We start from the raw sequence: 24989 nt of genomic DNA on the forward strand, positions 1-24989 counted from the left end.
ATCAGGTCTCTTCCGATTGCAAGCGACCAGCCTCCGCCATGACGGGGTTCCCTTTGCGCCGCCGACGCCCGCTCCACCAGTCAGCAGCAAGCTTGCCGATGCCGAGCACAAAACCCTGCGGCGCCAGCATCACCGTGGCGAGCAGCAGCGCCCCCATCAACACGAGTGCTGCCTGCTGGCTGTAGACCGTGATGGTCTGAAAGCCGAACAGCAGCAGGAACGATCCGACCAGCGTCGCGGTCAGATCGCTCCGTCCGGAGAAAGCCACCCATATGATAGGCATCGCCGCAGCAGGCAGACCGATGCTGGACGGCGTGATGAACTGCCCCCATGACGTGTACAACGCGCCGCTGAGGCCCGCCAGGCCGCTGCCAATCACAAAAGTCAGCAGCTGATATTTTCGGACATCGTAACCTAGCATCTCGGCACGCTGCGGGTTTTCCCGCGTTGCCACGATGACGTTGCCTATGCCCGAATTCACCAGCATGCGCAGCGCGAGGTAGACGATCACGATCAACGCGATCATGACGTAGTACAGCGTCGATCCTTCGATAAACAAGTCGCCCACGGTCAGCGGGTCCATGCCCTTCATGCCGTTGAAGCCGTTGAGCCGAGCCGAGCCTATGTGCCACTCCGGCCCTGCAGTTTGGCCAAGGAAGAAGGCGAGCACGAGGGTCGCGGACAACGTCACGATACCGAAGAAGATGCCGCTGATACCGCCCCAAATCATGAAATAGCCGAGGATGCCCGCCGCCACCATCGCTAGGACAACGGCGAGCATCAGCGCGACGATCGTTGCTGTGCCGCCGCCCATGTTGATCGCGAGCACGCCGTACCCGTAGCCGGCGATGCCGAAGAACAAGGTCTGGCCGAACGATAGCATGCCGCCATAACCCCACATCAAGCATAGGCCGAGCGCCATGAAGATCCAGATCAGAAAGTAGGCGAAATTGCCAACGTCGTAGGAATCAGCGAACAGCGGATATGTCAGCGCGCCCGCGAGCACGACAAGGAAGCTGGACCAGAAGACCTTGCCACGTCCGAGGGTCTGCGGACCTTCCAGCAGCTTCAACATCACGATTCCCTTTAGCGCCCACGACGAACTAGAACACTGGAGAGTCCCTCGGGCAGAACCCGAATGATCAAAATAACAGCGACCAGCATGCCAATCTGCCCGATGATCTGGCCGTAGCTCGCGTTCAGCGCCATCCGGATCATGGCCAGCAACACGGCCGCTGGCGCTGTTCCGAGCAGCACGTTCGCCCCTCCGATCACGACTGTGACAAAGCTTTCGACCACGAAGGTCGCTCCCATGGTCGGGATCAGCGTCATGGTTGGTGCGTAGAGGGCCCCGCAAAGCCCGGCGAGACCCGTGCCGATTCCGAAACTGATCGCATAGATGCGGCCAGTGCGCGCGCCCAGCGCCTTCGCCATGGCCGCATTCTGCATCGTGGCGCGCGAGATCACGCCGAATCGCGTCTTCATGAAGATGATGTAAAGACCGGCCAGCACCGCTACCGCGCACGCGAACAGCACCAGACGATAGGTCGAAAACGTATAGCCACCGATCGCAAAACTTCCCTCGGGCGTTCCGATGCCCCGCACCGCGGAGCCTACGATCAGAAGCATCGATTGCGTTACGATCAGACTAAGTCCCCAGGTCGCGAGCAGAGAGTCCAGCGGCCGCTTGTAGAAGCGCCGCACGACCAGGAACTCGACGAGGACACCGATGAGCCCCGCCGTGAGCGCTGCCAGGATCTGCGCAATTGCGAGCGGAACGCCCAGATTCACAAGGCCGACGGTGACATAAGCGCCGCACATGATGAACTCGCCATGCGCCATGTTGATGACGCCCATCATACCGAACACGATGGCAAGACCTGCAGCCGAGAGAATGAGGAACGCGAACACGTCGGCGAACTGATAGAATACTGAGAATACTTCAGCCGACATCTTGGTCCCTCTGTCGATCCCGGCGCCGCATCGTTGCGGCGCCGGCCTTGTACAGAAAGCGACTCTCAATACGAGCAAAATCCGTGCCCGTCAGGTATCACGATTTCTTCGGGAGATGGCTTGGCGTGTATTGGTCCTTGTCGTTCTTCTTGGTGAGATCGCAACCGATTTCGCTAAGCCAGTACGGCTGGATCGTCCCATAGTCCTTCTCGACCTTCACCTCATGCTTCGGCCCGACCGAGATCAGACGCATGCGGTGCGATGTGTGCTGGCTCTTCGGATCGATGCACACCTTGCCTTCGGGAGCGTCGATGCATGCATCGCCGGTCGCGATCACCTTGCGCATGTCGTCGAGCTTGATCGACTTCGCTTTCTCGACCAGCGCCTTGTACATATAGAGCGCATTATAGGCATTGTAGCCCATGTCGTTGATGTAGAGTTCGTCAGGGAATTTCGCATGCCAGCGCTTCTTGAACTCGGTCGCTTCCGGCGTGTCGATCTCCTCAAACCAATTCGCAGTCGCATGCATGTTGTTAAGCGCAGGCGGCTTGAACCGCTTGTGCTCGAAGCCGAGCATGACCTTGATCGACGATCCCATCGGCAGATTGAGGTTGGCCGCAGCCGCCTGCTCGAAGAATGAATCCTGCGCAGCGCCGACATTGATCGTGAGTAGCCAATCCGGCTTCGCTTTCTGGATGTTCTGGATGGTCTGCGCGAACTGCGACACGCCGAGCGGAATGAACTCCTCGCCTACGACCTCGCCGCCGAGATCCTTCATGATCTTGCGGTTCCACTCGGCCGAGATTTGACCGAAATTGTAATCAGCGGCGATGACATAGACCTTCTTTCCGAATTTCTCGACCATCCATGGAATCAACGTTGAGAATTGCTGCTCCGGCACTGCGCCCATGCTAATCATGTTGGCGTCACAGACGCCGCCTTCATACTGATTGGTGTAGAAGTACGGTGTCGAGGTGCGATCGACGATGGGACGTAGCGCCTCGCGAGAAGCCGAGGTGATGCCCCCGATCAGAACGTCGACCTTGTCGCGGTTGAGCAGTCGACGGCCGAACTCCTGATAGCGCGCGTTGTCGCCCTGCGGATCAAGGTGAATCAGCTCGATCTGTCGCCCCAGGATGCCACCGCTTTTGTTGATCTCCTCGACTGCCAGCTGCGATCCATGCAGCTTTGGCATTCCCATGAAGGCGAGGTCCCCGGACACATCCTCGAGCAGACCTACCTTCAACGGCGGTTCCGCCGCCCGACCAACACACGCGCCTGCCACTGTACCGAGCATGGCGCCAAGCAAGACCATTCTGAGCTTACGTCCCGAATTCATCGTGATATCTCCTGTTCTGAAAGCGTCTGGACGTCATGGCTTGAGGTAATTCTTCAGGATCGATGCCCCCATCGTGTATTTTGGATCGACCATGTTGCCGAGCCGCATGCGGCCGGCTTGGCTGAGCAGCATGTAGGCGTCGATCTCGTCGAAGCCGTAATCGGCCGCCATCCACCGCACGAGTTCGCGATAGGCGATACGCGCCGCGTCCTCAAGCGGACGCGCGCTGCCGATCGTCATGATGAAGTCCTTCGTCTCGAGCCGCGGCCAGGCGAAGCTCCAGTTCTTGATCAGGTCGACCTGCAACGTGACGGTTGCGCGCTGCTCCAGCGCCACGCCCGAGAGCTCACCGTCGCCCTGCGTCGCATGGCAGTCGCCGACGTAAAGCATCCCGCCCTCGGTATGCACCGGGAAATAGATGATCGCTCCGGGAGCGACATCGGGCAGATCCATGTTGCCGCCGTGGTAGTCGGGTTGCAGCGACGAGATCGCCTCGATCTCCGGAGAGACGCCGATTGTGCCGATGAACGGCTCGTAGGGCAGCGTGATCTTATCGTTCCAGCGCACGCCGTTCCTGTCGACATGCAGCTTCTTCACACGCTCCGGCAGCGGCGGATTGAGCAGCGCCGTCGAGCTTGTTCCAACCAACCCCCCGAACTCCGGAATAATGCAGGTCGTTCCGGCCGGCTGTTCACCCCGCGTCTCGACATCGCGGATATAGATTGCAAGGCAATCGCCCTTCTTGGCGCCTTTGACGGCGATCGGTCCGCATTGCGGGTTGAGATAGGGGAAGTTCAGTTTGGCCGTGGGGCTGTCGCTCTCCTTGGTGAGCACGCCGCCGAAGGCGTCTTCCGTCTCGACGACGACCACTCCGCCCGGATCGATGGACAAGGTCGGCTTGGCATAGGGACCGTAGACGTAGTGGAAGCTACCTTGTTGCTCGATGGTCAGACTATGCGTCGCGCCGATCGCACCCTTGGCGACTGCGCGTTCAGCCATGATGGATGTCTTCAACCAGTCTTCGGACATGTGATCGGCTCCTCAGCTCAGATCGGGGGATGACGCTTGTGCCAGTCGGTACCGCGCTGGAACGCATCGCCTGCGCGAACGAGGCCGGCCTCATCGAAGTGACGGCCGACGAACTGGAAGCCGACCGGACCGCCATTTGCGGTGAAGCCCCCGGGCAGCGTCACGGTCGGGCTTCCCGTCATGTCGAACGGACACGTAAAGCGGAGCAATCCAGAGATGAGGGAGGCGTCCTCGCCGAGGGCCGCCATCTTGGCGAGGGTTGGCGCCGCGAATGCCTGCGCCGGCACCGCGAGGAGATCGACCGACTCGAACAGAAGGCGGACGGCCCCACGAAACGCCTCGCGGCGAAGCACGATCTTCTGATAGTCCATGCCGGACTGCTGCCGGCCGAGATCGAGCAGACCCGCGAGCGCCGAGCCGTACTCGTCCTTGCGCGCAGGATAAGTGTCCTCGTGCGCGACGGCCACCTCGATGCCGCAGAGCGGGAACCAGTCGTCGATCACCGCCTTCGGATCGGGAAACGTGACCTCCTTGATCTTCGCGCCGAGGTCGGCCGCCACACGCAACCCCTCAGCCAACACCATGGCCGCATCGCCGTCGGCGCCTTCGCTGGTCCAGCGCCGGTCGACGCCGATCGTCACGCCACGCAGGTCGCCGGAGAGACCAGCGAGATAGTCGGGCACGGGCAGCGGGACCGACGTCGTGTCCTTGGGGTCCTGACCCGCGATCACGCCGAGGATCGCGCCGCAGTCGACCGCGCTCCTTGCCATCGGGCCGATATGATCCAGCGTCGCCGCAAGCTCGAACGCGCCGTAGCGACTGACTCGTCCCCAGGTCGGCTTGAGCCCGGTGATGCCGTTGGCCGCGGACGGAAAACGGATCGATCCGCCGGTATCGGTACCGAGCGAGCCGAAGCAGAGCCCTGCCGCGGTGGCGACGCCGGAGCCGCTCGAGGACGCGCCGGGCCAGAGATCCGCGTTCCACGGATTTTTCGGCGGGTCGATCTTCGGGTGATGATCGGCGTAAGCGCCTTCGGTCTGCTGCAGTTTCCCGAGAATGATTGCGCCGGCTCCCTTCAACCGCGCCACGACAGTTGCGTCCTCGGTTGGACGAAAGTCGCGATGGATGGTCATGCCGTGCGCGGCGGGCGCGCCCTTTGCCCAGCAGAGGTCCTTCACCGCCACCGGCACGCCGTGCAGCGGCCCCCTGATCTTGCCGGAAGCGACTTCCTTCTCGGCCGCCGCCGCTTCGGCGAGCGCCGAGTCGGCCATTACATAAGCAAAGCTCTTGAGCTTGCCGTCGAGCTGCTCGATCCGCCCGAGCATCGCTTTGGTCGCTTCGACCGGCGATAGCTCCTTCGCCTGGATCTTCCGCCCGACGTCAACGAGTCCTAGATAGTGGAGATCTGTTGTCGCCATCGCCTATCATCCTCCCACTCGATGTGACACACGGTCGTCGTCACGCATGCGCTATCCTCACTGGCGACGCGGACGCATCGCCAGCTTCCCCGGCGGCAAACGAAAAAAGCCACCCGTCCCTCCCGAATGAGGCGACGAATGGCTCAAATGCCGCGGCTATGATCTATCGCTTGGGGTCCACAATCGAACGAAGCACTTAATGCAAAGAGCTGGACGTCATCGGCCAGATCGGCGCACGCAAGGTTCGGCAGGTAACCCCTAGGAGAAAAGTCTAAGTAACTGCCCATCGCATTGTCAACGATGCTCTCTGCCTAAATTTCGATAGTGCTGCGCAGCAAAACGGCAGGCTACTTGCACTGCTATCCCCGATGATGATTTCATCGTCACGTTGCACCACCGAAAGTCGGCAATGACAAAACCGTCTGTTCCCGTTGGCATCATCTGCTCGCAGTCCGGGCCCTATCAGGCCATGGGCCGCGAGATCCTCAAGAGCGCCATAATGGCGGTCGACGAGATCAACAACCAGGCGGAGTTTGATTTCTCCATCGCTCCCCACATACGCGATCCCCACGGCGTCATCTCGGAGTATCATACGGTCTGCGACGACCTCATCCGCAATGTCCGCGTCGAGCACATCATCGGCTGCTACACGTCAGCATCGCGCAAACAAGTGCTGCCCATCGTGGAGCGCACCGATCGCCTACTCTGGTATCCCGCGCGCTATGAAGGCTTCGAGTGCTCCGACAACGTGATTTATGTCGGCGCTTCTCCAAATCACAACGTCTTGCCGCTCGTCCAATACGTGCTCGACAATCTGTCACGGGAGATCTTCTGCGTCGGCTCCAACTACGTTTGGACTTGGGAGACAAATCGCGTCACCCGTGAACTGGTCAGCGCGGCAGATGGCCAAATCCTCGCCGAACGGCTGCTCGAACTCGGCGAAAGTGCCGTCGATCACATTGTCGACGAGATCGTTCGTCGCAAACCGCCAGTCGTGTTCAATACGTTGGTCGGAAGCTCGAGCTACGACTTCATCCGCGCCTTTCACGCCGGCACCAAGGCCGCGGGTCTGGAGATTCCCATGTTGAGCTGCAGCCTCTGCGAGCCGGAACTCGCGATCATCGGACCGGCATCGGCCGGCTGCATCACGTCGTCGGCCTATTTCGAGAGCATCCGCCTGCCGGAGAACCGCGCGTTCGTCGCGCGCTGGAAGGCGCGCTATGGTGACGACAGCAGCCCCTCCGTCGACGGGCAATCCGCCTATGTTGCGGTCTATTTGCTGGCGCGCGCGCTGCAGCGCGCGGGCACATCCGACATCGCCGAGGTGCGGCGCGCCGCGGCAGGCTATCGCTACAATTCGCCGCAAGGGCCGGTCTGGATCGACGGCGGCAACAATCATTGCGTCCTTACACCGCGGTTGGCCGTATCCAATCCGCACGGACAATTTGATATCCTCTGGGAAGCCGACGCGCCTGTTAAGCCTGATCCTTACCTGACGCAGCTCGACGTTGCGGTCAGCCCTTCGAGGGAGATCTCGGTGGGCGGCGCATTGCCGAACGCGCCGCATTTGCGGGTTGTGAAATGAGCAGACCGTCTTCGTTTTCGCTGCGCGGACGCAAGGCGCTCGTTGCCATCAAGGACGAACGCGATGCAACCATCGTGCGACGCCAGTTCGAGCGTCTCGGGATCGCGGGTGTCGCATGGACGCCGGGTGAGCCCGTCGGCTTCGCACCGGACCTGTCGCTGATCGATGACGAGTTCCTACCCTTGCTGCAGCCGGCGCAACGCGCGTACCTGGCGCGGTCACCTGTCATCGCACTGGTCGGCACCGAGACCCCAAGCCGCCTGAAGTTGGTGTTCGAGCTCGACCCAGCTTCGTTCCTCATCAAGCCGCTGCGATCGGCCGGCATCTATGCAGCGCTCGTCATGGCGTTCGAGCGAAACGAACGCACAAGCGAATTGAAGCAACAGATCGTCAAACTCGAGCAGCGCCTGCGGTCACGACGTGTCGTATTTGCCGCCGTTCTCCACGTGATGCATTCGCATGCGCTTGCCGAACCTGCCGCCTTTGCGCTGATCCGAAAAGCCGCCATGGAGCAACGCAAGACGATCGAAGAGCTTTCGGCAGAGATTGCGGCAACGGGCATGCTCCCGCGCGCAACAGGTTAGATCGCCTTCTGCGGGCGGGCGTTGCAGGCCGCAATCTCCTGTGCCCGCTGGACTCTTTGCTGTTTGCATCGTCACATCAAGAAGGTGAGCCGTAGCACGCGCATCGCATAGCGCTTGATTAAGCTCTCAACTGATTGGCACCATCGGGCACTCTCTGGTTTTCGCTTCTGGTCCCATAGTTGACATCCCAGCGGTTTTAGCTGCGGTCTGCTATTCGGGCCAATCAGGCATCCACCTTCTGTCCAGCGCCGAACTGATAAGCTTTTGCGTATTACCTTATCAGTTGGCCAACTGGCTCCGCTTTGTATGAAAGCTTATCAGTCGATCAACTGACCCCGTTTTGACTCGAAAGCTGATGAGTTCGCCATCTGGCTCTGTTTCGTACGTCTGCTTATCAGTTTTGTAGGAAGCAGAACCGTTTAGCATTTTTCGGGTATCGCTCGCTGGAGGGAAAGAATCTATAAAAAAACTTGCTCGAACGCTGCAGCTCAGGTTCTCTCGGTAGGGGAGAGATGGCATTCTCCGACGGGCACGCGTTGAGGACGGACTACGGTACGCCGTAGCGCGCGAATTCCTCGGCGATGTCGCCCCGGACAGCTTTCGCGGCCGCGACATCGGCTTCTCCCGAAGCCGTCTCGCCGCGGCGGATCTTTGCCCGGCCGCGACCGTACAGCGCGGCGGCGAGCGTGGGGTCGATGCGCAGCGCGGCGTCGTAGTCGGCGATGGCCGCATCGGTCCGTCCAGCCTTGAGGTGGGCGAGCGCGCGGGAATCGTAGGTCGCAGCCGTATGCGCGCCCGACCCGATCGCCTTGTCGCAGGCTTCCACCGCGCCTTGCGGGTCGCCCGTGCTCGCCCGGATCCAGCAAAGGCCGCTCCAAGCCACTTCCATGTCGGCGTTCAGACGAGTCGCGGCGGTGTAGTCGCTTTCGGCGCGTACGAGATCGCCCTTCTTCAGCCAGGCCTCGGCGCGGTTGACGAAGGCGCCGGGGTATGCCGGCTGGAGGGCGATGGCTCGGTCGAAATCCTCCATCGCGGCGTCGAAGTCGCCCGTCCTCAGTCTCGCCGCGCCGCGGTTGTTGACGGGCTTGGCGAAGGTCGGATCGATGCCTATGGCCGCGTCGAAGTCGGCGACAGCGCGGTCGTAGTCGACCTTCGCCGCGTAGGCGATGCCGCGGTTGTTGTGGGCCATGGCCAGGGCCTGTGGCCCGCCACGGCCGGCTGCGATGAAGGCAGAGCAGGCCTCGATCCTCCGGTCGGGGGACGAGGCGGCGTTGCAGAGCTCGACGTTCCGGAATTGACCTTCCGGCTTCTGCGCCGACGCGGGGGCGGCCAGCAGCAGGATCATAACTGGCGCCGTCCCGAAGACCTTCAGCATCCCCGGCAGATGCCGAGAGCGCGGTCGGCCCTCCGCTGCCGGGGAGGCGCAACGGTCGGACCGGCCTTCCGCTTCATGACGGCATCCTTGCCCTCCTCGATCAGGGTGGCGAACTCGACCGTGCCGTCGTCCGAAATCTCGATGTGGGGCGTGGTGCCCCGGATCCCCAACGTCGCCACCGGCGTGTCCACCTTCATGCTCCCGGTCTTGGCGACGCTGCCGGCGACGAAGGTGAACGTGCCTCTGGTCAGGCTGATCAGGGTTGAATTGTCCTTGCCGTCCGGATCGTAGACGAACTCGCTCATTTCCATGCTGGCGTTACTCGACAGGCTGAAGGAGCTGCCGTCGGCGAAATTGATACCGAGGCGCCCGTCGGCGCCCGTCCTGACGACGTCGCCCCGATAGACTGGATCGCCGACCTTCGCGCTGGCCGCGTCCTCGGACAGTCTCGCCTGCACAACCGCGGCATCGATATGCTCGATCACTGCCGTGCCAGCGACGGTCACGACCTTGCCGATTGGCTTGACGTCCTGCGCCCGAAGCGGCGCAGGCGGATACGCCACTGCAATGAGCAAAAGGCAGAGAAGCCCTGCGACCGTCCTTAGTCCGTGCATGCGTCCGCTCCCGTCCGTGAAGAGCCCGCTTCGGCGGAATGATGGCAGAGCGCGCCCGGCGCATCATACCGCACGTTGCGACCGCCACTCTTTAGTGGCAACGGACGATGGTCCCGACCGCTCAGCGCCAACAAAAGAGCGCATTTGCGCGCACCCAGTCAACATTTCGTGAAGGGGTCTCGGGACGACAAAGCGTAGTCTGGTGCGCAGAACCGGACCTCGGCGGGTGGACACACACGCGATTGATCGGTCCGGCCGCTTCGGCGGAAGCGGGCAGCATGCGAGGCGTTCAAGATGTCGCTCGCACGTGTCTTCACCGGTCTTTGGCCGGCGCAGAACCAACGCAGTCCGCCGTCCGTTAGCGGCGGGCGCGCTGTAGAGTCGGCGGTTGTCGCGAGACTCGGATGGGCCGGAGGGCTGTCCTTCGTCGCGTTGATCCTTTCGGCTCTGAAAGAAGCGTGGGCCGCCGATCCCGATCTCGCGTTGTTCGACGAGGCCTCCATCACCTACAAGGGCTTCGAGCATGGCACCTTCGAACTCATCACGAAGGAGGCGGTGCCGCGCCACATCATCGTGGACGATCCCGGGCAGACGGTCATCCTCAGCAAGACCGGATCATCCGTCAGCTTCGCGCAGGTCGCCAACAACGCTTCGCGGATGGAGGACCTGCAGAGTCGGCAGCAGGACGTGCTCGACAACTACTCGAAGGATCATGGGCCGTCCGGATCCGGCACGCCTCCGGGCGAAGCGGTCGATCAGACGCTGCAGCCGATCGATTTCCAGGCGCCGGACGGGCCCAATCCACAACATGCCCTCCCCGGGGTGGTGGTGCCGGCCAGCTTCGTGCCGGATGGGCCGTTGATCCATTCGCCACCGACACTGACGCTCGGGTCGGGCCCCGTCGAGATCGACACAGTCGCTTTCGATGAGTTCTCGGCGAGCAGCGGCAGCTTCTCGGCCACGAGCTTCGGCTCCGGCACGACCCCGACCTTTGGCATCGCGGGCGGCGCGATCGGCCCTTTCACCGTCGCGGGCGCAAGCTACGACGTCGAGAAGGTCGGTTCCTTCGGAATCCTTTACTTGAACAGCGCGACCGGCGCCTACGCCTACGTACCGAACAACGATGCCATCAACGCGCTGAAGGCGCCGAGCGCCGACAGCTTCACCATCACGGCGTCCGACGGCTTCGCCTCGGCGAGCCAAACCTTCACGATCGACATCGCCGGCACCGACGACGCGGCGGCGATAAGCGGCGGGACCGGTGGATCCGTCGCCGCGATTGCCATGGACGCCGCCGCGATTGCGGCGGCGTCCATGGCGGACGACGTCCCAACCGCGACCGGCAAGCTCGCCGACACCGATGTCGACGATCCGGCCAACACGTTCACGGCGGTGAGCTCTCCGCATACCAGCGACAAAGGCTACGGCAGCTTCACGATAACGTCCGACGGGCACTGGACTTACGCACTGGATCCCGCCAGCGCCGCGGTGCTGGCGCTTACGACGTGCCAGAACCTGACAGACACCTTCACCGTGACCACCATCGGCGGCACGCCGCAGGTCGTCACGGTGACCATCCAGGGCGCCGACGATCCGGCCGTCATCTCTGGGGACACGCATGGTCGCGTGGTCGAAGCGGGCGGGGTCCACAATTCGTTGCAGGGCATCCCAACGGCGTGCGGCCTTCTGACCGCCACTGACGTCGACGGCCCCTCGAACGCGTTCGATCCCGTCAAATGTCCGGAGCCGAGCGACCACGGTTACGGCAGCTTCACCATGACCGCGGATGGGCACTGGACCTTCGCGCTCGACAACGGCAACTGCGCGGTGCAGGCGCTGAACGCAGGTCAATCGCTGACTGACGATTTCACGGTGAGGGCCGCGGACGGTACGGCACAGACGGTGACCGTCACCATCGAGGGCAGCAACGACGCCGCGGTCGTCTGCGGCGATATTTGCGGACGCGTGACCGAGCCAAGCAATCCCTGCGACGCCCCCCCACGCGCGAGCGGCACCTTGTCCGACAAGGACGTCGATAATCCCGACGACACATTCACGGCGACGACATGTCCGCAGGCGAGCGACCACGGCTACGGCAGTTTCACGATGACGACCTGCGGCACGTGGACATACGTGCTCGACCCCGACGACCCGGAGGTCCAGGCCTTGAGGCCTTGCGACGCGCTGAGCGACACCTTCACCGTGACCACGATCGACGGCACGCCGCAGATCGTGACCGTGGTCATTCAGGGCGCCGACGACCAAGGCTTTCACAACCGGGCCGAGCCCGCGTTCCATTTCGAGGCGGGTGCGGAACAGCAGCATGCCAGCTCGACGGCCCCGGCAGTCGCTTCCTCGGTCCCCGTCGCCGCGCTCAATCCGGAGCACGATTCCGCCGCGGCCGCATGGCCCCATCCGGCCGATGCGGCGCCGGAGGGTTGGCGTTTCGACCAGGAGGCTGCTGGCCAGGGCGGACACCTACCCTTCCAACACGATCTGATCCTCTGAGAGCCGCCGACGCCTTCGTCGCGTCCCGGCGGATTGGCGTTTTCCAGAGGCGCTCCCATGGTTGCGCCGATCACATTCACGGACCCGCACCGCCATCAGCTGCACGGCCATCAAGAGCCATGAACGCGCGCTACTTCATGTCCGCTCCCAGGCACCATAATCCAAGGTCATACTCGGAAGGCGACAGGAGCAGCACTTGCAGGATCCGCGATGTCCGCATCGGACACCCAGAAGGGCTACTTGTCCCCCGTGCAACATAATGTCCGGGTTGGGTCAAAGTGCGAAGAACCCGGCCTGAGCAAAACCAGTCCGCTTCCACCCACGAAGCTGACCTCAATGAGACGATTCGCCACTTCGCTGATAGGCCAGCAGCGTTGCATAGGACGCCAGGGGGCGATGCCCCAAGGCCGGTGCTGGGCTGATCTGTGCTAGGCTTCTTCAAAACATGGTTGGTTGGCTTTGGCGGAGGCGATTGTGAGGCGACGTGAGTTCATCGCGCTCCTGGGCGGCGCGGCGGCAATCCGACCACTCGGCGCGCATGCGGAGCGTCCGCCAGAGCGCATCCTCTATTTCACATACTCCGCCGGCTACCGGCATGATGTCATACCGCTTTCCAAGGTAATCCTGACCCAGCTCGGAAGCAATTCGGGTGTCTTTGAAGTCATTGCAACGGAAGACACGTCCGACTTTTCTACCGAAAACCTCGAGCGCTACGCGGCGGTGATGTTCTACACAACCGGAGAACTTCCGATGAGCGCCGCGCAAAAGAGAGCTCTTCTCAACTTTGTGCGCGCGGGCCGCGGATTCCTCGGCGTTCATTCGGCGACGGACACATTCTACACTTGGCCGGACTATCTCGATCTGGTCGGCGGCTACTTCAATGGTCATCCTTGGCATCAGGCCGTGAAGATCGAGGTGGTTGATCCTGGCGATCCCCTGGTGGCTTTTCTCGGGAATTCGTTGCAAGTCGAGGACGAGATCTACCAAATCAGCGACTTCGACTATCGTGGTTCACGCGTGCTCCTGCGGCTCGACCCAAGCTCGGTGGACCTTGGCAAGACCGGCGTGCATCAACGATTCTATGGCTGGCCTCTCACCTGGACCCGATTCTATGGCGAGGGACGAGTATTCTATTCGGCGCTAGGCCACGAGCCGTCAGTTTGGCAGGACGCCCGCTACCAGCGAATCCTCACGAACGCTATCCTCTGGTCTATGCGAAGGTCGCCCTAGGAGACGCCGCCGCACTTCGCATTTGCGCCACCGCCGGATTCGTCGGGTGGTGTCCGTGCCAGAGGTTCGGACGGTCTTGGTCTGCGACCTTCCGTTCCGGGGCAATGCGAAGAACTCGACTTGAGCAAATCTTGACCGCCATGCCTCAATAAGCAGACCTCAATGAGGCGCCGCGTTACTTCGCTGATGGGCGAACTGCAGACTCGTGCAGCGCAGAAGGATCGTTATTCAATCAACTCGTTGGCGCGGCCGAGCGGCGTGGCAGGGATATCGATGCCGAGCGCCTTGACCTTCGAGAACGTCGGAATGCTCCCGGTCTTCCGACAAACACGCAAAAACATCAACGTCAAAGGTGTCGGGTTTTACGTGTTAGACGTTTCCAGACAAAATATTTGTTGCTGAATTTTCAACAGAGCGCATCCTGATCGCGGGTCGAAAGCCCAAACATCAGCCGATAGCCAATCCGGTCAGCGGCGATCACAAATTTTGTCCAGGGGCCGCGCGCGTATGTCCAAGGCGCACGCCAAAGGTGCGCGGGGCCGTCTGATGTCGGTCATTTCGCCCCTGGACTGCCGTCTTGCTCTAAAGGCAAAACATCATGCGCTCATCTCTCGCCCTGGTTTCCGACGTCGTTCCCTCTAAGACTGAGATCGGCCGCGAACTCGCTCGCAGGAACGTGGATCTACTCCTCTCCATCGATGGGTCCTATGCCCTCGTTCAACCGAAGTATCTGGGTGTTGTTTGACGTTGCGGACTGCGTCGTTTTCCCACCCGTGCGGGTAGTTGCAGAACAGAAGCTGCCGGCGTCGTGCGTGCCTTAGGTATGAGGACCCTTATGGCCCGAAGCCGAAGGTCGGTTGAGCGCGTGTAATGTCGGCTGTCAGGGGCAATCCGGACGCGGTTCCAACTTGGTGTCCACCGCTGCTTTTGACCCGGAACAGAAGTCGCAGAGGAACACGGTCGGGACCTCTGGACGGACACCAGCCTGCCTTGCGGACACCGCACCAATAAACGTCGATCCGTCGATTGACATTGCTTTATTAGGCCAACTCAGCAAGTAGCGCGGCGGATTCTTTGAGGTCGGGCGTATCGAAGCCTTCAGTGAAGCAGCGGTAGATCGGCGCGAGCAGGTCGCGGGCGTCGGTGCGCTTGCCTTGATTGCGCCAGAGACGGGCCAGGCTACTGGCGGCGCGCAATTCCCAAAGCCTCGCGCCCTGTTTCTGCGCTGTTTCAAATGCGCGGCGCAGCCAGCCTTCGGCATCGCGTCCATCCGACTTGGTGATCAGCGCCTCGGCCATGAGCCGAGATAGCTCCGCCTCATACCACCGCTCGTCGGTTCGCTCGATTTGCACGCTTTTGTCGGGTTTTTAAATCTCGCATCTCCATACAAGAAAGCGCTGTGCCGCAGGCATTTTTGCGACTCCAACATTTGAGCAACGTCAGCAACTTAGATAGACTCATTGCGTCGTGGAGGAGCGCACATGAAGAAAAAGCGAGTTTCGCCTTCAAAAGATCCCGCAGTGATAGCGCTCAATCGCGGCCGGGGGCTTCCAGTACACGGCCGCTCCTTCGGATCCTGGTGGTTGAAGTGCCCGCGGGTCGGCAGCGGAATCAGGAGACGCTTGCACAGCTGCCGAAGGCCGAACTCTGAGATCCCTAGGTCGGCACCTGGCCGGATCATCGTCTTGCTCCAGACGAGGTCACGTAGCTCGGCGCGGCTCATGTTCCTACGGAGGAGACCTCTGCCGACCGATAGTTTTCTGCTCTTCCGGGGGGCCTAATACCGTGCTTTCGCTGGAAGGCTTTGGTTGCCTTGTACTCCATGCGTGAGCGGTAGCGCGCCAGGCGGTCGGGATAGGGATACGGTCCCGGCGCGCAGGCCTTCTTGAGCCTACAGACCCGACGGGCCCAGGCTTGCTGCTCCTCGTTCTCGAAAGGGTAGAAGGGAACGTCTGGCGGCGACCACTCGGCATGCGCAGGAAGGAAGCTTGGCCGGCGCACATCGAAGTCCCACCAGATCGCGCAGCCCATTCGCAATTGATGATAGTTGGTCGCGAGAGCCTCGATCGTCGCCGCGCAATACATCGGCGCGCTCCACCGGCGGGCAACCGGCGCAATGATGCGACGTTGAGAACGGCTTCGAGCTCCGACGGCCTCAGCTTTAGGCGCTTCAGCACCTCGTATTCTTGATAGAGCGGCGGATCTGCCATGGCGGCACCTCGTGACTGAGGAAGCCCGCCACGGGTGATGGCTGTCTGTCAAATTGTGGGAGTTGTGAACGATTTGAGCAGAAAATCTGAGTTCAAGTCAGAGGCGACCCGCCACGTGTCTGGTTTGTTGAGCCGTTCAGCGGGGCCACTTGCTTCCTGATTCGAGTCAACTTACCGCTCAGGCACTCGGAAGTGTCAGCAGCCCGGCCTCCATGGTCGCGATCTCCTCATCAATCTGAGCGATTAACCGCCGAAAATCCGTCTTGGCATTTAGGCGGCCTCAGGGAGAGCTCCGAGGCGAAGACATCTTCGCCACGCTACATGCACCTAGCACTTGACTACGCGCGGCGCTGTTTCCCGCTTGGCTGGGCCTTAGGAACGTATGGCGTCAATCGCGTGGGCGATCAGGATCGCGACGCTGACCGCGATGATGATGACTAGCAGCCAAGTGATCACGTTCGTCTCCATCCACGCCATGGAGTGAACGCGCGCAATCGCGCACAGTCAAAAGCAACCGGCGGAAAAGCTTAACCTCGGCGCTGGGCTGAGGATTCAAGGCAACTCTTGCGTCCGGGTTCGGTCCTATCGGCGGAATGCGAGTAGAAGAACAACAACGCACGATGCGATCAAGAGTAGCAAAGTGCCCACGTCACACTCCGACCCATTAGGGTTCGGATCCGACCTATGCCATGCGGGAGGCGACCACAAGTACACCAGGTGCCTCGTTGCCGTCGCTTGTCTCTGTAAGAAGAATGGCGCGCCAGCGGGAACCGGGGCCCGTCCGAGATCGCCCCTCAGCTCTGCCTCCGTGCATGCAGGCGATCACATACTGTCGGCTCTCGCGAGCACCTGACGGCGTGAACCGGCGGAGCTTCAAGGGACTTTTCCCGCCTACGACGCGCGGTAGCTCTCGCCCCCCTGAGTGTTGACTACTTCTTCGTTAGGCGAGCCGCGGCAGCTGCGGAACGCTCGCGCTTGGGCGTTACTTGTAGCTGCAAACCCATGGCCGAGAGGACTGCAAGAACCGTGGAAAAATTCGGAAGCTGTGTGTTGGTTTTGAAAGCTCGATAAATACTCTGCCGGCCTAAACCCGTCTGTCTTGCCATCTCGGCGATATCAAAAAGCGCCAAGTGCCTCGCCGATAGCCTTACAAATTATCTTGGGTTCAGCTGAAGCAAATGCGCTGTTTAGCTCGTCGGCTAATTTCGAAGGGGTGACCGGTCGGTAAGTTTTCGTCATTCCAATCTCCCCAAAAAAGAAAGGCCGGCTCAAAGAGCCGGCCCCTATTTTTTTCAGTGATGCTGCTCAGTACCGGCCGATGCTCGGGCCGCCGAACTTGTAGTTCACGCGAACCGTGACGAGATCGACGTCCTGACGGATGCGATCCGCACCGAATGCTACGCCCGCGGGACCCGTGAATGCGAGCGTACGATCCTGCATAAACAGATGATCGTATTCGACACCAGCCGACCAGCCGGGAGCAAAGCCGTATTCCAGGCCTACCCCGACGGTACCGCCCCAACGGGTGTCATCGCCGGTGGTGGCAAGCACAGCGCCAGTTGCAGTCGAATAGATCCGGTTGCGATTATCGGTCACGGCAGCACCGCCCTTGACGTAGAACAGGACGTTGTTGGTGGCCCAGCCGAGCTGACCCGTGAACAGACCGAACGCATTGATCCGTGAATCGTTGCGGAAGCCCGGACCAAACAGGGTGCTCAGGTTGCTGCCTCGCAAGTCGGCCCAGTCGCCCTGCGCTTCGAGGCCGAACACCCAGGTCCCAGTCTGCCAGCGATAACCAACCTGACCGCCCGCAACTCCGCCAGTCGCATCGTGCGAGCCTTCGGGGCCCACCAGGAACGGGGCAACCGAGTCCCAGCTATTGCGGCTTGAGCCCCAACCGCCGTTGGCGCCGATGTAGAAGCCACTCCAGTCATAAATCGCGGCGACCATCGGAGGCGCCTTGGTGTAGGGTCGCGCTGCCATATCCGCCGCGCTTGCCGGAGCCGATAGACCGAGAGCCAGTGTTCCGGCCGCAACCGCAATAAGTTTCTTCATTCGAGTCTCCCCAGAGATAATCAGTTTTAAGAGTCGCTAGTTCGCCCACCTGCGTTTCAACAGTACTCGCTCGTGGGTGTTTTGCTGTAGCTGGCCTGCCACACTCGCGATCGAAGGCAGGCCGGAACTCTTTATAACAGTTAAGTAATTGGGAACTTTATGCACGTTGGCGTTCTCACAATGAGCCGTTGTTCGCCTGGCTGCTGCCGGAGTCGGGATACAGCGCTGTAGCCACGCGTTCTCGAAAAAGCCCCGCCGACTTTGTCGGCCAGCGGGTTCTCTATGTCGTGTGTGTCTCGGTACTCGTCACCAATCCGCATGGCTAATCGTGTTGCGATAACATGACGGCAGGTTTACTCCTGAGCCCTTGGCGCTGCGTCCCTCGTCTCAGTTGAACGGATCCTGGATCGATGGCGCCGACTGCCTAATGCGGCGCACGCTCACCGGCGAGCCGTCGGAGACGAACAGCAGCTCGTATCGGCGGCCTTCACTGTCGGTGGCCGAGCAGGTGATATCAGTCACCTTCCTCGCAGCGAAATTGCCAGTCTGGCGGCAGGTACCGGTTGATGGCTGCTCGGCCGGCACCGGCAGTCCGTCGACCCTAGGCCGATCCTTGGAATTGAGCAGCATGCGATCAATCGGCAGCTGGTAGGAATTGTCGTCGGCCCGTTTGCCGTTCTCGCCGGAGAACGACACCACGTGGCTCTCATCGTCGGGATCGTCGACGGCCACCGCAAAATTCACCCGCCCTTTGTCGCCATGGGCGTAAGCCACCGTCTTGCATCCGAAGCTGCGCCCGTCGACCTTCAGCGTCTTGCAGTGCCCGGACATCAGCGCCAACAGATCGATAAAAGCGTTCGGTCCGGCACCGAACGAGGAGCTCAAGGATTCTTCCTTCTGAGGAGATTGAGCAAAGCACGGCGCAAGGTAAACTAGAAAAACAAGCGCTGCGGCAGTCGAATATTTGGGCATTTGGTCACTTACAAGTATCCATGTATCTCAATTGCGCAACAGGCAGACCACATCAGCATGGAAAGCGCAACGTACACAAATGGGCCGGCCATTATCCGCCCCGCTCTCCTGGTAAATGGCTGGCTGACGGCCATGTGACCTGCAGCATCCAGTGCCTGAACGGCCTCTGTGATCGCAGGATCGACGTGCGGCTCGACGCACTCCCGCAGGATCAGCCACGGTCGCGCGTCGGCTTGCGCCTCGTCTGCTCGGCATGCGGCGCCGCAGGATCTGTGCATATCGTCCCGAACTGGCATGACAATCGCGGGCAAGTCAGGCCAAGCACGGGCGACAGTCTAAGGCCGCCCGTCGTTCGACCTTCCACGCTCAGCGATAGTTATCAGGCATACACGACCCCGGCCATCGGAGCTGGCAATTGCGTTGCTGCACAGTGAGGTCGAAAGCAACGCTATAATGGTCGGAGGTGTTACGGCGGCGAACCTGCCGCAGGATTCTAAAAATTTGCGTCGATCGTCTTCTTCTTGAGAGGACATTCGCGCTCCTATGATTTGGAAATAAGTAAGTGTTAGTCGATTAGAAAGTTAAGTAGCTCAATGACGAAATGTAGCCAAAAATCCCGTCTCAGTCGGCGGACCGTTTTACGCGCTGCTAGAATGAATGAAAAGAAGACTCCTGTTCAGTCCGCCGCCTGATTTGGTATGCAGTCGAGCGCGGCTGGCTCGATCTGCACGAGAGCGGTACCTACGTCCGGCTGCTAACACTCGGCGAGATCTGCTGACAGCCGTGGAACCTAGATTCACTGCCCGGCTTCTTCTTCGAGCTGGCGGAGCGGCCCCGGCATCAACCCTCAGGCCCCCAAGCCGGGGCCGTATCTCGGTTGGCGACCACGCAGCTGGGAGCGTCCGCTTTAGCTGGTTTTTGCAAGGTTCGCTCTCGCTCACGGGCACCCCGGGAAGCGAGGCGCTCGCCTAGGTGGCGACATTCTTCATGACGGTCGAAACAGCTTCGATGAGGACCGGGCACTCTTCATATTCCTTAGCATCGCCCGCAACAGTACCGCGAAGCTCCCTGCACTCGCCGCCATCGAAGAACCACTTGGCTTTGCCAATGGCGACGATCACTTTGCATTTTGGGCATTGCACCTGCATCTGCCTACCATGCGCTCAGAATCGGCGCATTTCCAGCCACTACCTCAGCGAGTTTGGATAAGAAGGCTGCCAAAAAGAGCCTCGAAATGAAGGTCAGCCTATGGGAAAGGCCGCAGGGTGGTTCCAGCCCCCACTGCGGCCATCCGGGACAACTGCAAATTGATGAGTACTTAAATCGCGCCGGTGTTCTCACAGTAGAACACCCCGTCGCGAAAATGGAGTCGGTACAACTACCGGCGTACGCCGTTCTGCCCATTGTCGTTTAAGCACGAACATGGCACGGCTCGGCTTCCAGCCCCCAATGCTCCCGGCAACCGATCCAATTGCGGATTAGAGCGCCAGGAGTGCCACAGGCCCGCCAGTGTGAACCGGCGGGCCTTTTTGCTGCCAGATGCTGGAGATCTTCTTGCGGGTGGCGAGACACGCCCTGAGCTTTGGACCGCTTAAGTGCGTTTCCGCCGTTCGCTTTCAGCCCTATTCGCTGCCTTGAGCCGGTCCCTAATGTACTCGGAGATTTCGCCGATCTCCGCCTGCAGGGCGGCTTCCGAAATGCCCTGCCCCTTGGCAGCCTCGATTAGCCGCCGCGTGAGTTCCGCTACATCCTGCGACGCGCCGGCAGTCCGGTACTGCTCGGCAGCGTGGATGCTGTTCTCGGTCCAGAAGTCCATGAACTCGCGAACCTTGCTCACCGTATTCCCCTACGCGGTCTTAGGGCTCAGCGTTAACGACCGTGGGTGACCGGAGCAAGGCCGTGACGGCGCATAGCACGATTGGGAAACGCCAACTCGAAGTAAAAGCCCGCCCCAACTTGCGCTAGAGCGGGCCTCAGCGGCGCAGTGAAACTTGGGGGCAACATCACGCCGCCGATAGGTTTTTACCCCAAAACCCCAGCACCGACCACCCTGCGATTGGCGGCCAGGTCCATTCGTGTCCCTCCTACGGGAAAGGACAAAAGCCCGCCCCATTGCTGAGGCGGGCAAGGGGACGCCTTGCAATGAGCGGCCGGCGATTCAGTGTTGTCTCGCGCGATTATAGCGCAACAGCTGCGGGCCTCACCACCGAAAAGGATCGCATGACCGATAAGGCGCTCACATGGGCGTCGTCGCAGAGTGGCGACTCAACGCTGCTTGTGGGCTGTCTGAACGGCTCGGTGCAGGCCGGTTGGTGTGGAGTGAACGAAAGGGCTGGGGGTCTAGAATCGGCGTGTCCTGGCGCTACGACAACGGGCTGATGCAAATGACCACCGGGGCGCTATTCAGTCAGGACGGGACGACGCTGTACCTGTGGAGCGGCGCCGCTGGGGAAGCCGTGGCGTCTCTGCGCAAAGCCAAGCGCCTGCGGGTCACGCTCGGGCAAGCCTTCTATGACTTCGATCTGACGAAGGGAGACGCGCTGCCAGCTATCCGCTGTGGTTAGCCGATTCCCTCTGAGCTGTTTGTATCGCATGGAAAGCCGCCACCACTCGCAGGCGATTCGCCGGCTGAGGATGAGGGTTGAAGGAAAATGACATTTTGCCATTTCGATGAGTTCGAAGATGCGGTGCTGTCTATCGAATTGGCGGCCGAAAAATTCTCTGAGGTTCAAACTAGTCCCACGATGTGGAAATGGGTGATAATCGCTATGCAAAACGCGGTGCAGGGCGCGATGGTACTTGCTCTCACTGGGACAGATGGGTGCGGTGCGCTTTACCCGAAGTCACAAAAGCAGAACCGTGAATGGTTGCGGAACCCGACGCCAGAGCGGCCGCGCCGGGCCATGGCCGATTATAACACGTTACTCGCTTGGATTCGGCGAGCCGAACTTTTGCGGGGGCCTGTCCTGCTATTATCCGCAGAAGACTGTCGAAACCTCGAGCGACTTAACGAGTTGCGACGACAATTTTCTCATTATAATCCGACAGGATGGGGCATCGAAGCGCAGTACCTGTTAAACATCATGCCGGTGGCTGCAGATGTGTTCGAGCATCTGACAGAAACCCAGGAACGTCCAAACGTTCACCTTACCTCAGATCAGAAGCGACGAATACGGCGGTCGCTAACTGCAGTGCGGGCGCAGTTTAGCAGTGCCGGTGATCACGCCCCATGACTGTACCCGTGGAGCAGCAGCGAACTTATCGACTTCAATCAACTCGACCAAGTTATGCAAATGGGCGTTCGTCGCGCATCCGCATTCATGAAACTAGGATTGCGAACTGCCGGGGACGAAAGCATATCTGATATAACGTTGCTATCTGCCGGCCCACTTACTTGGCATTTTTTTTCCTGTGCCAACGCCCCCCGAAGTTGTTCGTCAGACGAGGCTCGACTTCGGTCACTGGATCATCGGTTGCGCCCTCAAAGAGCTTGATCAACACTGTTCAGTCTTCTGCGATCAAATAGTCAAAGCCCTTACTCTTGCGCGTTTTCACCGTCCACCGTTAACGAGCGAGGCGCGAAAGAGAGTGGCGAGTTTTGAGAGCGAAACCAATGTGGCAAAAAAACTATCGATCATATCTAGTGACTTCGGCGTTTCGGCCGAAGGATCGAAGTACATGGCCGGTTTTAGCATTGCACGAAATGCCCTCACGCACAATTTAGGACGAGTCGGTGAGCGACATTTGCGGAATGGCGAACTGAAGATCGCGTGGCGTGCGGTAGACATGCTCTTCAATGGAAGCGTCGCCAATGATTCCGACTTCAACGTGCCCCGTCCCACAGAGACGGATGTCTCGGTCAGGCTTGTCGAGCGAACAAAAGTGTTTCGTCTGAACGAATTTGTTGAGTTCAATCAGATGGAGCTGAGTGAGATCTGTTGGAACTACTCCTCTATCTCCCAAGAGATAGTGCAGGGAGCGCAAGCGAATGCGGCCAGCTTGCTGTCGAAAACGCCTCCCGCAGAACAGGGAAGCGGTGCGAAAAGCGCACTCACTTGCCAGCCGCGTCGCCGCCCCATGCGGCCGAATCAATCGGTGCCGGTTGCGCTTGCCGGGTTGGGGGCACGCCTTGCCGGCCCCTCACCTCCACCGCTCGCGCCGCCCCCACCACATGCCGCGCGATCTCAGCACCAGAGGTGTCAACCACGATTACCACCGTGCCCGCATCACGGTCGCAATCGGGATCGCTGGCGATATCCCGAGCGATAAAGGCGCCGTATTCGACCGCTAGTTCAGCAGAGCCGAACAGCTCCCCCACATCGTCCGCCTGTATTTGATCATTGTGGATGATCGGAAAATAGTAGCGCAGCATAGCAATGCCTCCGTCCTTTAGCCGCGATCATGCCCACGCTCGCGACGGCGCGCACCTGTCGAAAAGGACAGGGTCCGTCAAACAGCGCCATTCACGAGGCATTTGCGAACTGCGCGACACGTGTTAGAGCGCGCTCCTATCAACGAAGGAGCCCAAGTTGGCCAAGAAGAAAAAAAGTGTTCGTCGCGAGTGGACGAAAGACGACCTGAAGACGCTGAAGTTGCTTGCGAAGCAAAAGACTGGTGTCACGAAGATCGCAAAGAAATTGAAGCGAACGCCGGGCGCGACGGCGGCTAAGGCATTTGTTCTTGGCTTGTCGCTAAGCACACAATAGCGGGCACCTGCTACGTCGTCCGACACCCCTCGCTTCCACAGAACCGTGATCTGATAGGGATGTCGCGCGATGCGGCGCAGGCTAATCACCGCGGCATCGCGCACAGCATTTTCGTTAAGCATTTCCGGCTAGCGGATACCATGTCGCGCGCGTTAGGGCAGTTGCGAGGTTCGGTGAGCGTGGGAGGCGCCGCTTTGACGACTCTCTGCATCGTTGGAGTCTTATGGTTGACGGCAACGCACTTTCGGCCCAACAACCAAACTGTCGCCGAAACCATTGCCCCGAAGAATGGTTGCGTACCTAGCCGCTGCGGTACGAAGGTCAACGCCGGGCACTAGCGGGAACAGCGATGCTCTCCAAGATCGAATACCCACACTGGCTGATGCTCGCAGGAGCTGTCCTCGTGCTGGCGGGATTGCTCGGATGGGCGTTTCAAAGAAACCGACAAGCGGCCGAAGTGCGAGAATCCGCGGCACCCGAAACTGATCAACTGGCCGTCGAGCGGGCGGCGAGTGCCCAACTTCCATCAGAAGACCGAACCCAAAGGCAGGTTAAGCCCGTCCACCGGCGGGATACGACCGGGTGAACGCGCCTCGTTGCTCAATCCGATCGTAACGAAAGGTGCAGCCATGAGCACGGGCGAAGACTTCGGCCTCTGCAAGTGCGAGGGCACCATTCCCGCCGAACGCGTGTTCGATATACCGCTCCCGAATTAGCACCTGCTGGTCCGCCCCGATATCATCCAAAACTCTCGCCAGCCGGAGCAAATAGTCGTCGCGCTGCTCCATGAAGGCCCGCAATCGTGAACTTGTCTTGCCGCGATCTTGCCGATCCAGTTCCGGCGTCGGATTAATGACCGCTTTTCAACGATTTTGCAGCATCCAGATGCTTTTGCAACGTGTCTATCTGGCCGGAAGCATATTCTCCGGCAGCATCCTTACTTTTTGATGCCTTCTTGTACTCGGCGATATCCTTTTGGTGGTCTGCGACCATGTGAGTCGCGAACATCTTATCGAAGCCCGCGCCGGACAGTTTCGACATCTTGTCATGGTCGGCTTTTTGCTTCGGATTCGGTCCGCTTGGTGAGTTCATTCCAAGTCCTTGGGCGGCATCTAAAGCCTTCTGGTTGGCGGCAGCGTGGTCCGTGGAAAGCATTCTGCCAAATGACTTGACGGCATCGCTTTGACCGTTCTGCTGGGCCAGCTCTCCCATGCTCACTTCAGCGAAATTGCCCTCGATTGCTTTCTTGAGGAACGTCTCGCTTTGCTTATCTTTCGCAGATGCGTTGGCAATTGAGAGCGCCATCAAGGTTGCTGTCCCGAGCGACAAAAGCATTCTGTTCAAGGCAAACTCCTGTGGGTCGTTTGTCGATGAACACGCCAATTGTGGAAGAGGTTCCAATTTAGCACAT

The 24989-nt window shown here is 60.3% G+C and carries 22 protein-coding genes; 7 read left to right on the forward strand and 15 right to left on the reverse strand.

Features of this window, described 5'->3' with window-relative positions; all coding sequences use genetic code 11:
* Position 1: 1 nt before the first annotated feature.
* The 5 genes from IVA75_RS30565 to IVA75_RS30585 all read right to left on the reverse strand — a co-directional run bounded on the left by IVA75_RS30565 (position 2) and on the right by IVA75_RS30585 (position 5739).
* A complete protein-coding gene (locus IVA75_RS30565) occupies positions 2-1075 on the reverse strand; it encodes a branched-chain amino acid ABC transporter permease (protein ID WP_247288217.1) in 1074 nt (357 codons plus the stop codon).
* 11 nt (positions 1076-1086) lie between these two features.
* Positions 1087-1953 carry a branched-chain amino acid ABC transporter permease gene (locus IVA75_RS30570; RefSeq protein WP_247288216.1) on the reverse strand — a complete coding sequence of 289 codons (867 nt, stop codon included), beginning with the start codon at positions 1951-1953 and terminating at the stop codon, positions 1087-1089.
* Positions 1954-2050: 97 nt separating this feature from the next.
* Entirely contained in the window at positions 2051-3250 is a 1200-nt protein-coding gene (locus tag IVA75_RS30575; protein WP_247288306.1) for an urea ABC transporter substrate-binding protein, read from the reverse strand.
* A 75-nt stretch (positions 3251-3325) separates the two neighbouring features.
* A complete protein-coding gene (locus IVA75_RS30580; RefSeq protein WP_247288215.1) occupies positions 3326-4321 on the reverse strand; it encodes an acetamidase/formamidase family protein in 996 nt (331 codons plus the stop codon).
* 17 nt (positions 4322-4338) lie between these two features.
* Entirely contained in the window at positions 4339-5739 is a 1401-nt protein-coding gene (locus IVA75_RS30585; RefSeq protein ID WP_247288214.1) for an amidase, read from the reverse strand.
* A gap of 409 nt (positions 5740-6148) precedes the next feature.
* On the opposite strand from IVA75_RS30585, the gene IVA75_RS30590 reads away from it, so the two are divergent.
* Both IVA75_RS30590 and IVA75_RS30595 read left to right on the forward strand, forming a co-directional pair.
* Positions 6149-7324, forward strand: coding sequence for a transporter substrate-binding domain-containing protein (locus tag IVA75_RS30590; RefSeq protein ID WP_247288213.1), 1176 nt, complete (start codon positions 6149-6151; stop codon positions 7322-7324).
* Positions 7321-7908, forward strand: coding sequence for an ANTAR domain-containing protein (locus IVA75_RS30595; RefSeq protein ID WP_247288211.1), 588 nt, complete (start codon positions 7321-7323; stop codon positions 7906-7908). Before IVA75_RS30590 ends, IVA75_RS30595 begins: the two co-directional genes overlap by 4 nt.
* 547 nt (positions 7909-8455) lie before the next feature.
* Here IVA75_RS30595 and IVA75_RS30600 read toward each other — a convergent pair.
* Together IVA75_RS30600 and IVA75_RS30605 are read right to left on the reverse strand one after the other, a co-directional pair.
* Positions 8456-9253, reverse strand: coding sequence for a tetratricopeptide repeat protein (locus IVA75_RS30600; protein WP_247288209.1), 798 nt, complete (start codon positions 9251-9253; stop codon positions 8456-8458).
* A gap of 23 nt (positions 9254-9276) precedes the next feature.
* Entirely contained in the window at positions 9277-9897 is a 621-nt protein-coding gene (locus IVA75_RS30605; RefSeq protein ID WP_247288208.1) for a FecR family protein, read from the reverse strand.
* Between the two features lie 294 nt (positions 9898-10191).
* Here IVA75_RS30605 and IVA75_RS30610 point away from each other — a divergent pair, with 294 nt between their 5' ends.
* Together IVA75_RS30610 and IVA75_RS30615 are read left to right on the forward strand one after the other, a co-directional pair.
* Positions 10192-12405, forward strand: coding sequence for a VCBS domain-containing protein (locus IVA75_RS30610; RefSeq protein WP_247288207.1), 2214 nt, complete (start codon positions 10192-10194; stop codon positions 12403-12405).
* Between the two features lie 474 nt (positions 12406-12879).
* Positions 12880-13635 (forward strand): ThuA domain-containing protein, encoded by a 756-nt coding sequence (locus tag IVA75_RS30615; RefSeq protein WP_247288206.1) that lies wholly within the window; start codon positions 12880-12882, stop codon positions 13633-13635.
* Positions 13636-14675: 1040 nt separating this feature from the next.
* Here IVA75_RS30615 and IVA75_RS30620 read toward each other — a convergent pair.
* The 6 genes from IVA75_RS30620 to IVA75_RS30640 form a co-directional block, all read right to left on the reverse strand.
* Positions 14676-14933 carry a hypothetical protein gene (locus tag IVA75_RS30620; protein ID WP_247288205.1) on the reverse strand — a complete coding sequence of 86 codons (258 nt, stop codon included), beginning with the start codon at positions 14931-14933 and terminating at the stop codon, positions 14676-14678.
* A gap of 1841 nt (positions 14934-16774) precedes the next feature.
* Complete coding sequence (locus tag IVA75_RS40385) at positions 16775-16951, reverse strand: putative addiction module antidote protein (protein WP_346658454.1); 177 nt, start codon at positions 16949-16951, stop codon at positions 16775-16777.
* Between the two features lie 199 nt (positions 16952-17150).
* Complete coding sequence (locus IVA75_RS30625) at positions 17151-17900, reverse strand: outer membrane beta-barrel protein (protein ID WP_247288204.1); 750 nt, start codon at positions 17898-17900, stop codon at positions 17151-17153.
* Between the two features lie 387 nt (positions 17901-18287).
* Positions 18288-18872 carry a hypothetical protein gene (locus IVA75_RS30630; protein WP_247288203.1) on the reverse strand — a complete coding sequence of 195 codons (585 nt, stop codon included), beginning with the start codon at positions 18870-18872 and terminating at the stop codon, positions 18288-18290.
* A 968-nt stretch (positions 18873-19840) separates the two neighbouring features.
* Complete coding sequence (locus tag IVA75_RS30635) at positions 19841-19993, reverse strand: hypothetical protein (RefSeq protein WP_247288202.1); 153 nt, start codon at positions 19991-19993, stop codon at positions 19841-19843.
* Positions 19994-20463: 470 nt separating this feature from the next.
* Positions 20464-20709 (reverse strand): hypothetical protein, encoded by a 246-nt coding sequence (locus IVA75_RS30640; protein WP_247288201.1) that lies wholly within the window; start codon positions 20707-20709, stop codon positions 20464-20466.
* Between the two features lie 403 nt (positions 20710-21112).
* On the opposite strand from IVA75_RS30640, the gene IVA75_RS30645 reads away from it, so the two are divergent.
* Both IVA75_RS30645 and IVA75_RS30650 read left to right on the forward strand, forming a co-directional pair.
* Complete coding sequence (locus IVA75_RS30645; protein WP_247288199.1) at positions 21113-21436, forward strand: hypothetical protein; 324 nt, start codon at positions 21113-21115, stop codon at positions 21434-21436.
* 87 nt (positions 21437-21523) lie between these two features.
* Positions 21524-22105 carry a hypothetical protein gene (locus IVA75_RS30650; RefSeq protein ID WP_247288197.1) on the forward strand — a complete coding sequence of 194 codons (582 nt, stop codon included), beginning with the start codon at positions 21524-21526 and terminating at the stop codon, positions 22103-22105.
* Positions 22106-22923: 818 nt separating this feature from the next.
* Here IVA75_RS30650 and IVA75_RS30655 read toward each other — a convergent pair.
* Entirely contained in the window at positions 22924-23244 is a 321-nt protein-coding gene (locus IVA75_RS30655) for a hypothetical protein (RefSeq protein WP_247288195.1), read from the reverse strand.
* Positions 23245-23401: 157 nt separating this feature from the next.
* Between IVA75_RS30655 and IVA75_RS30660 the strand changes: the two genes are divergently transcribed.
* The gene (locus IVA75_RS30660) at positions 23402-23578 is read left to right on the forward strand and encodes a hypothetical protein (RefSeq protein ID WP_198293370.1); all 177 of its coding nucleotides are present in this window, start codon (positions 23402-23404) and stop codon (positions 23576-23578) included.
* Positions 23579-24427: 849 nt separating this feature from the next.
* Here the strand turns inward: IVA75_RS30660 and IVA75_RS30665 are convergent.
* Positions 24428-24913 (reverse strand): DUF4142 domain-containing protein, encoded by a 486-nt coding sequence (locus tag IVA75_RS30665; protein ID WP_247288305.1) that lies wholly within the window; start codon positions 24911-24913, stop codon positions 24428-24430.
* Positions 24914-24989: the final 76 nt, after the last annotated feature.

Source organism: Bradyrhizobium sp. 134 (assembly GCF_023074155.1).
GTDB lineage: Bacteria > Pseudomonadota > Alphaproteobacteria > Rhizobiales > Xanthobacteraceae > Bradyrhizobium.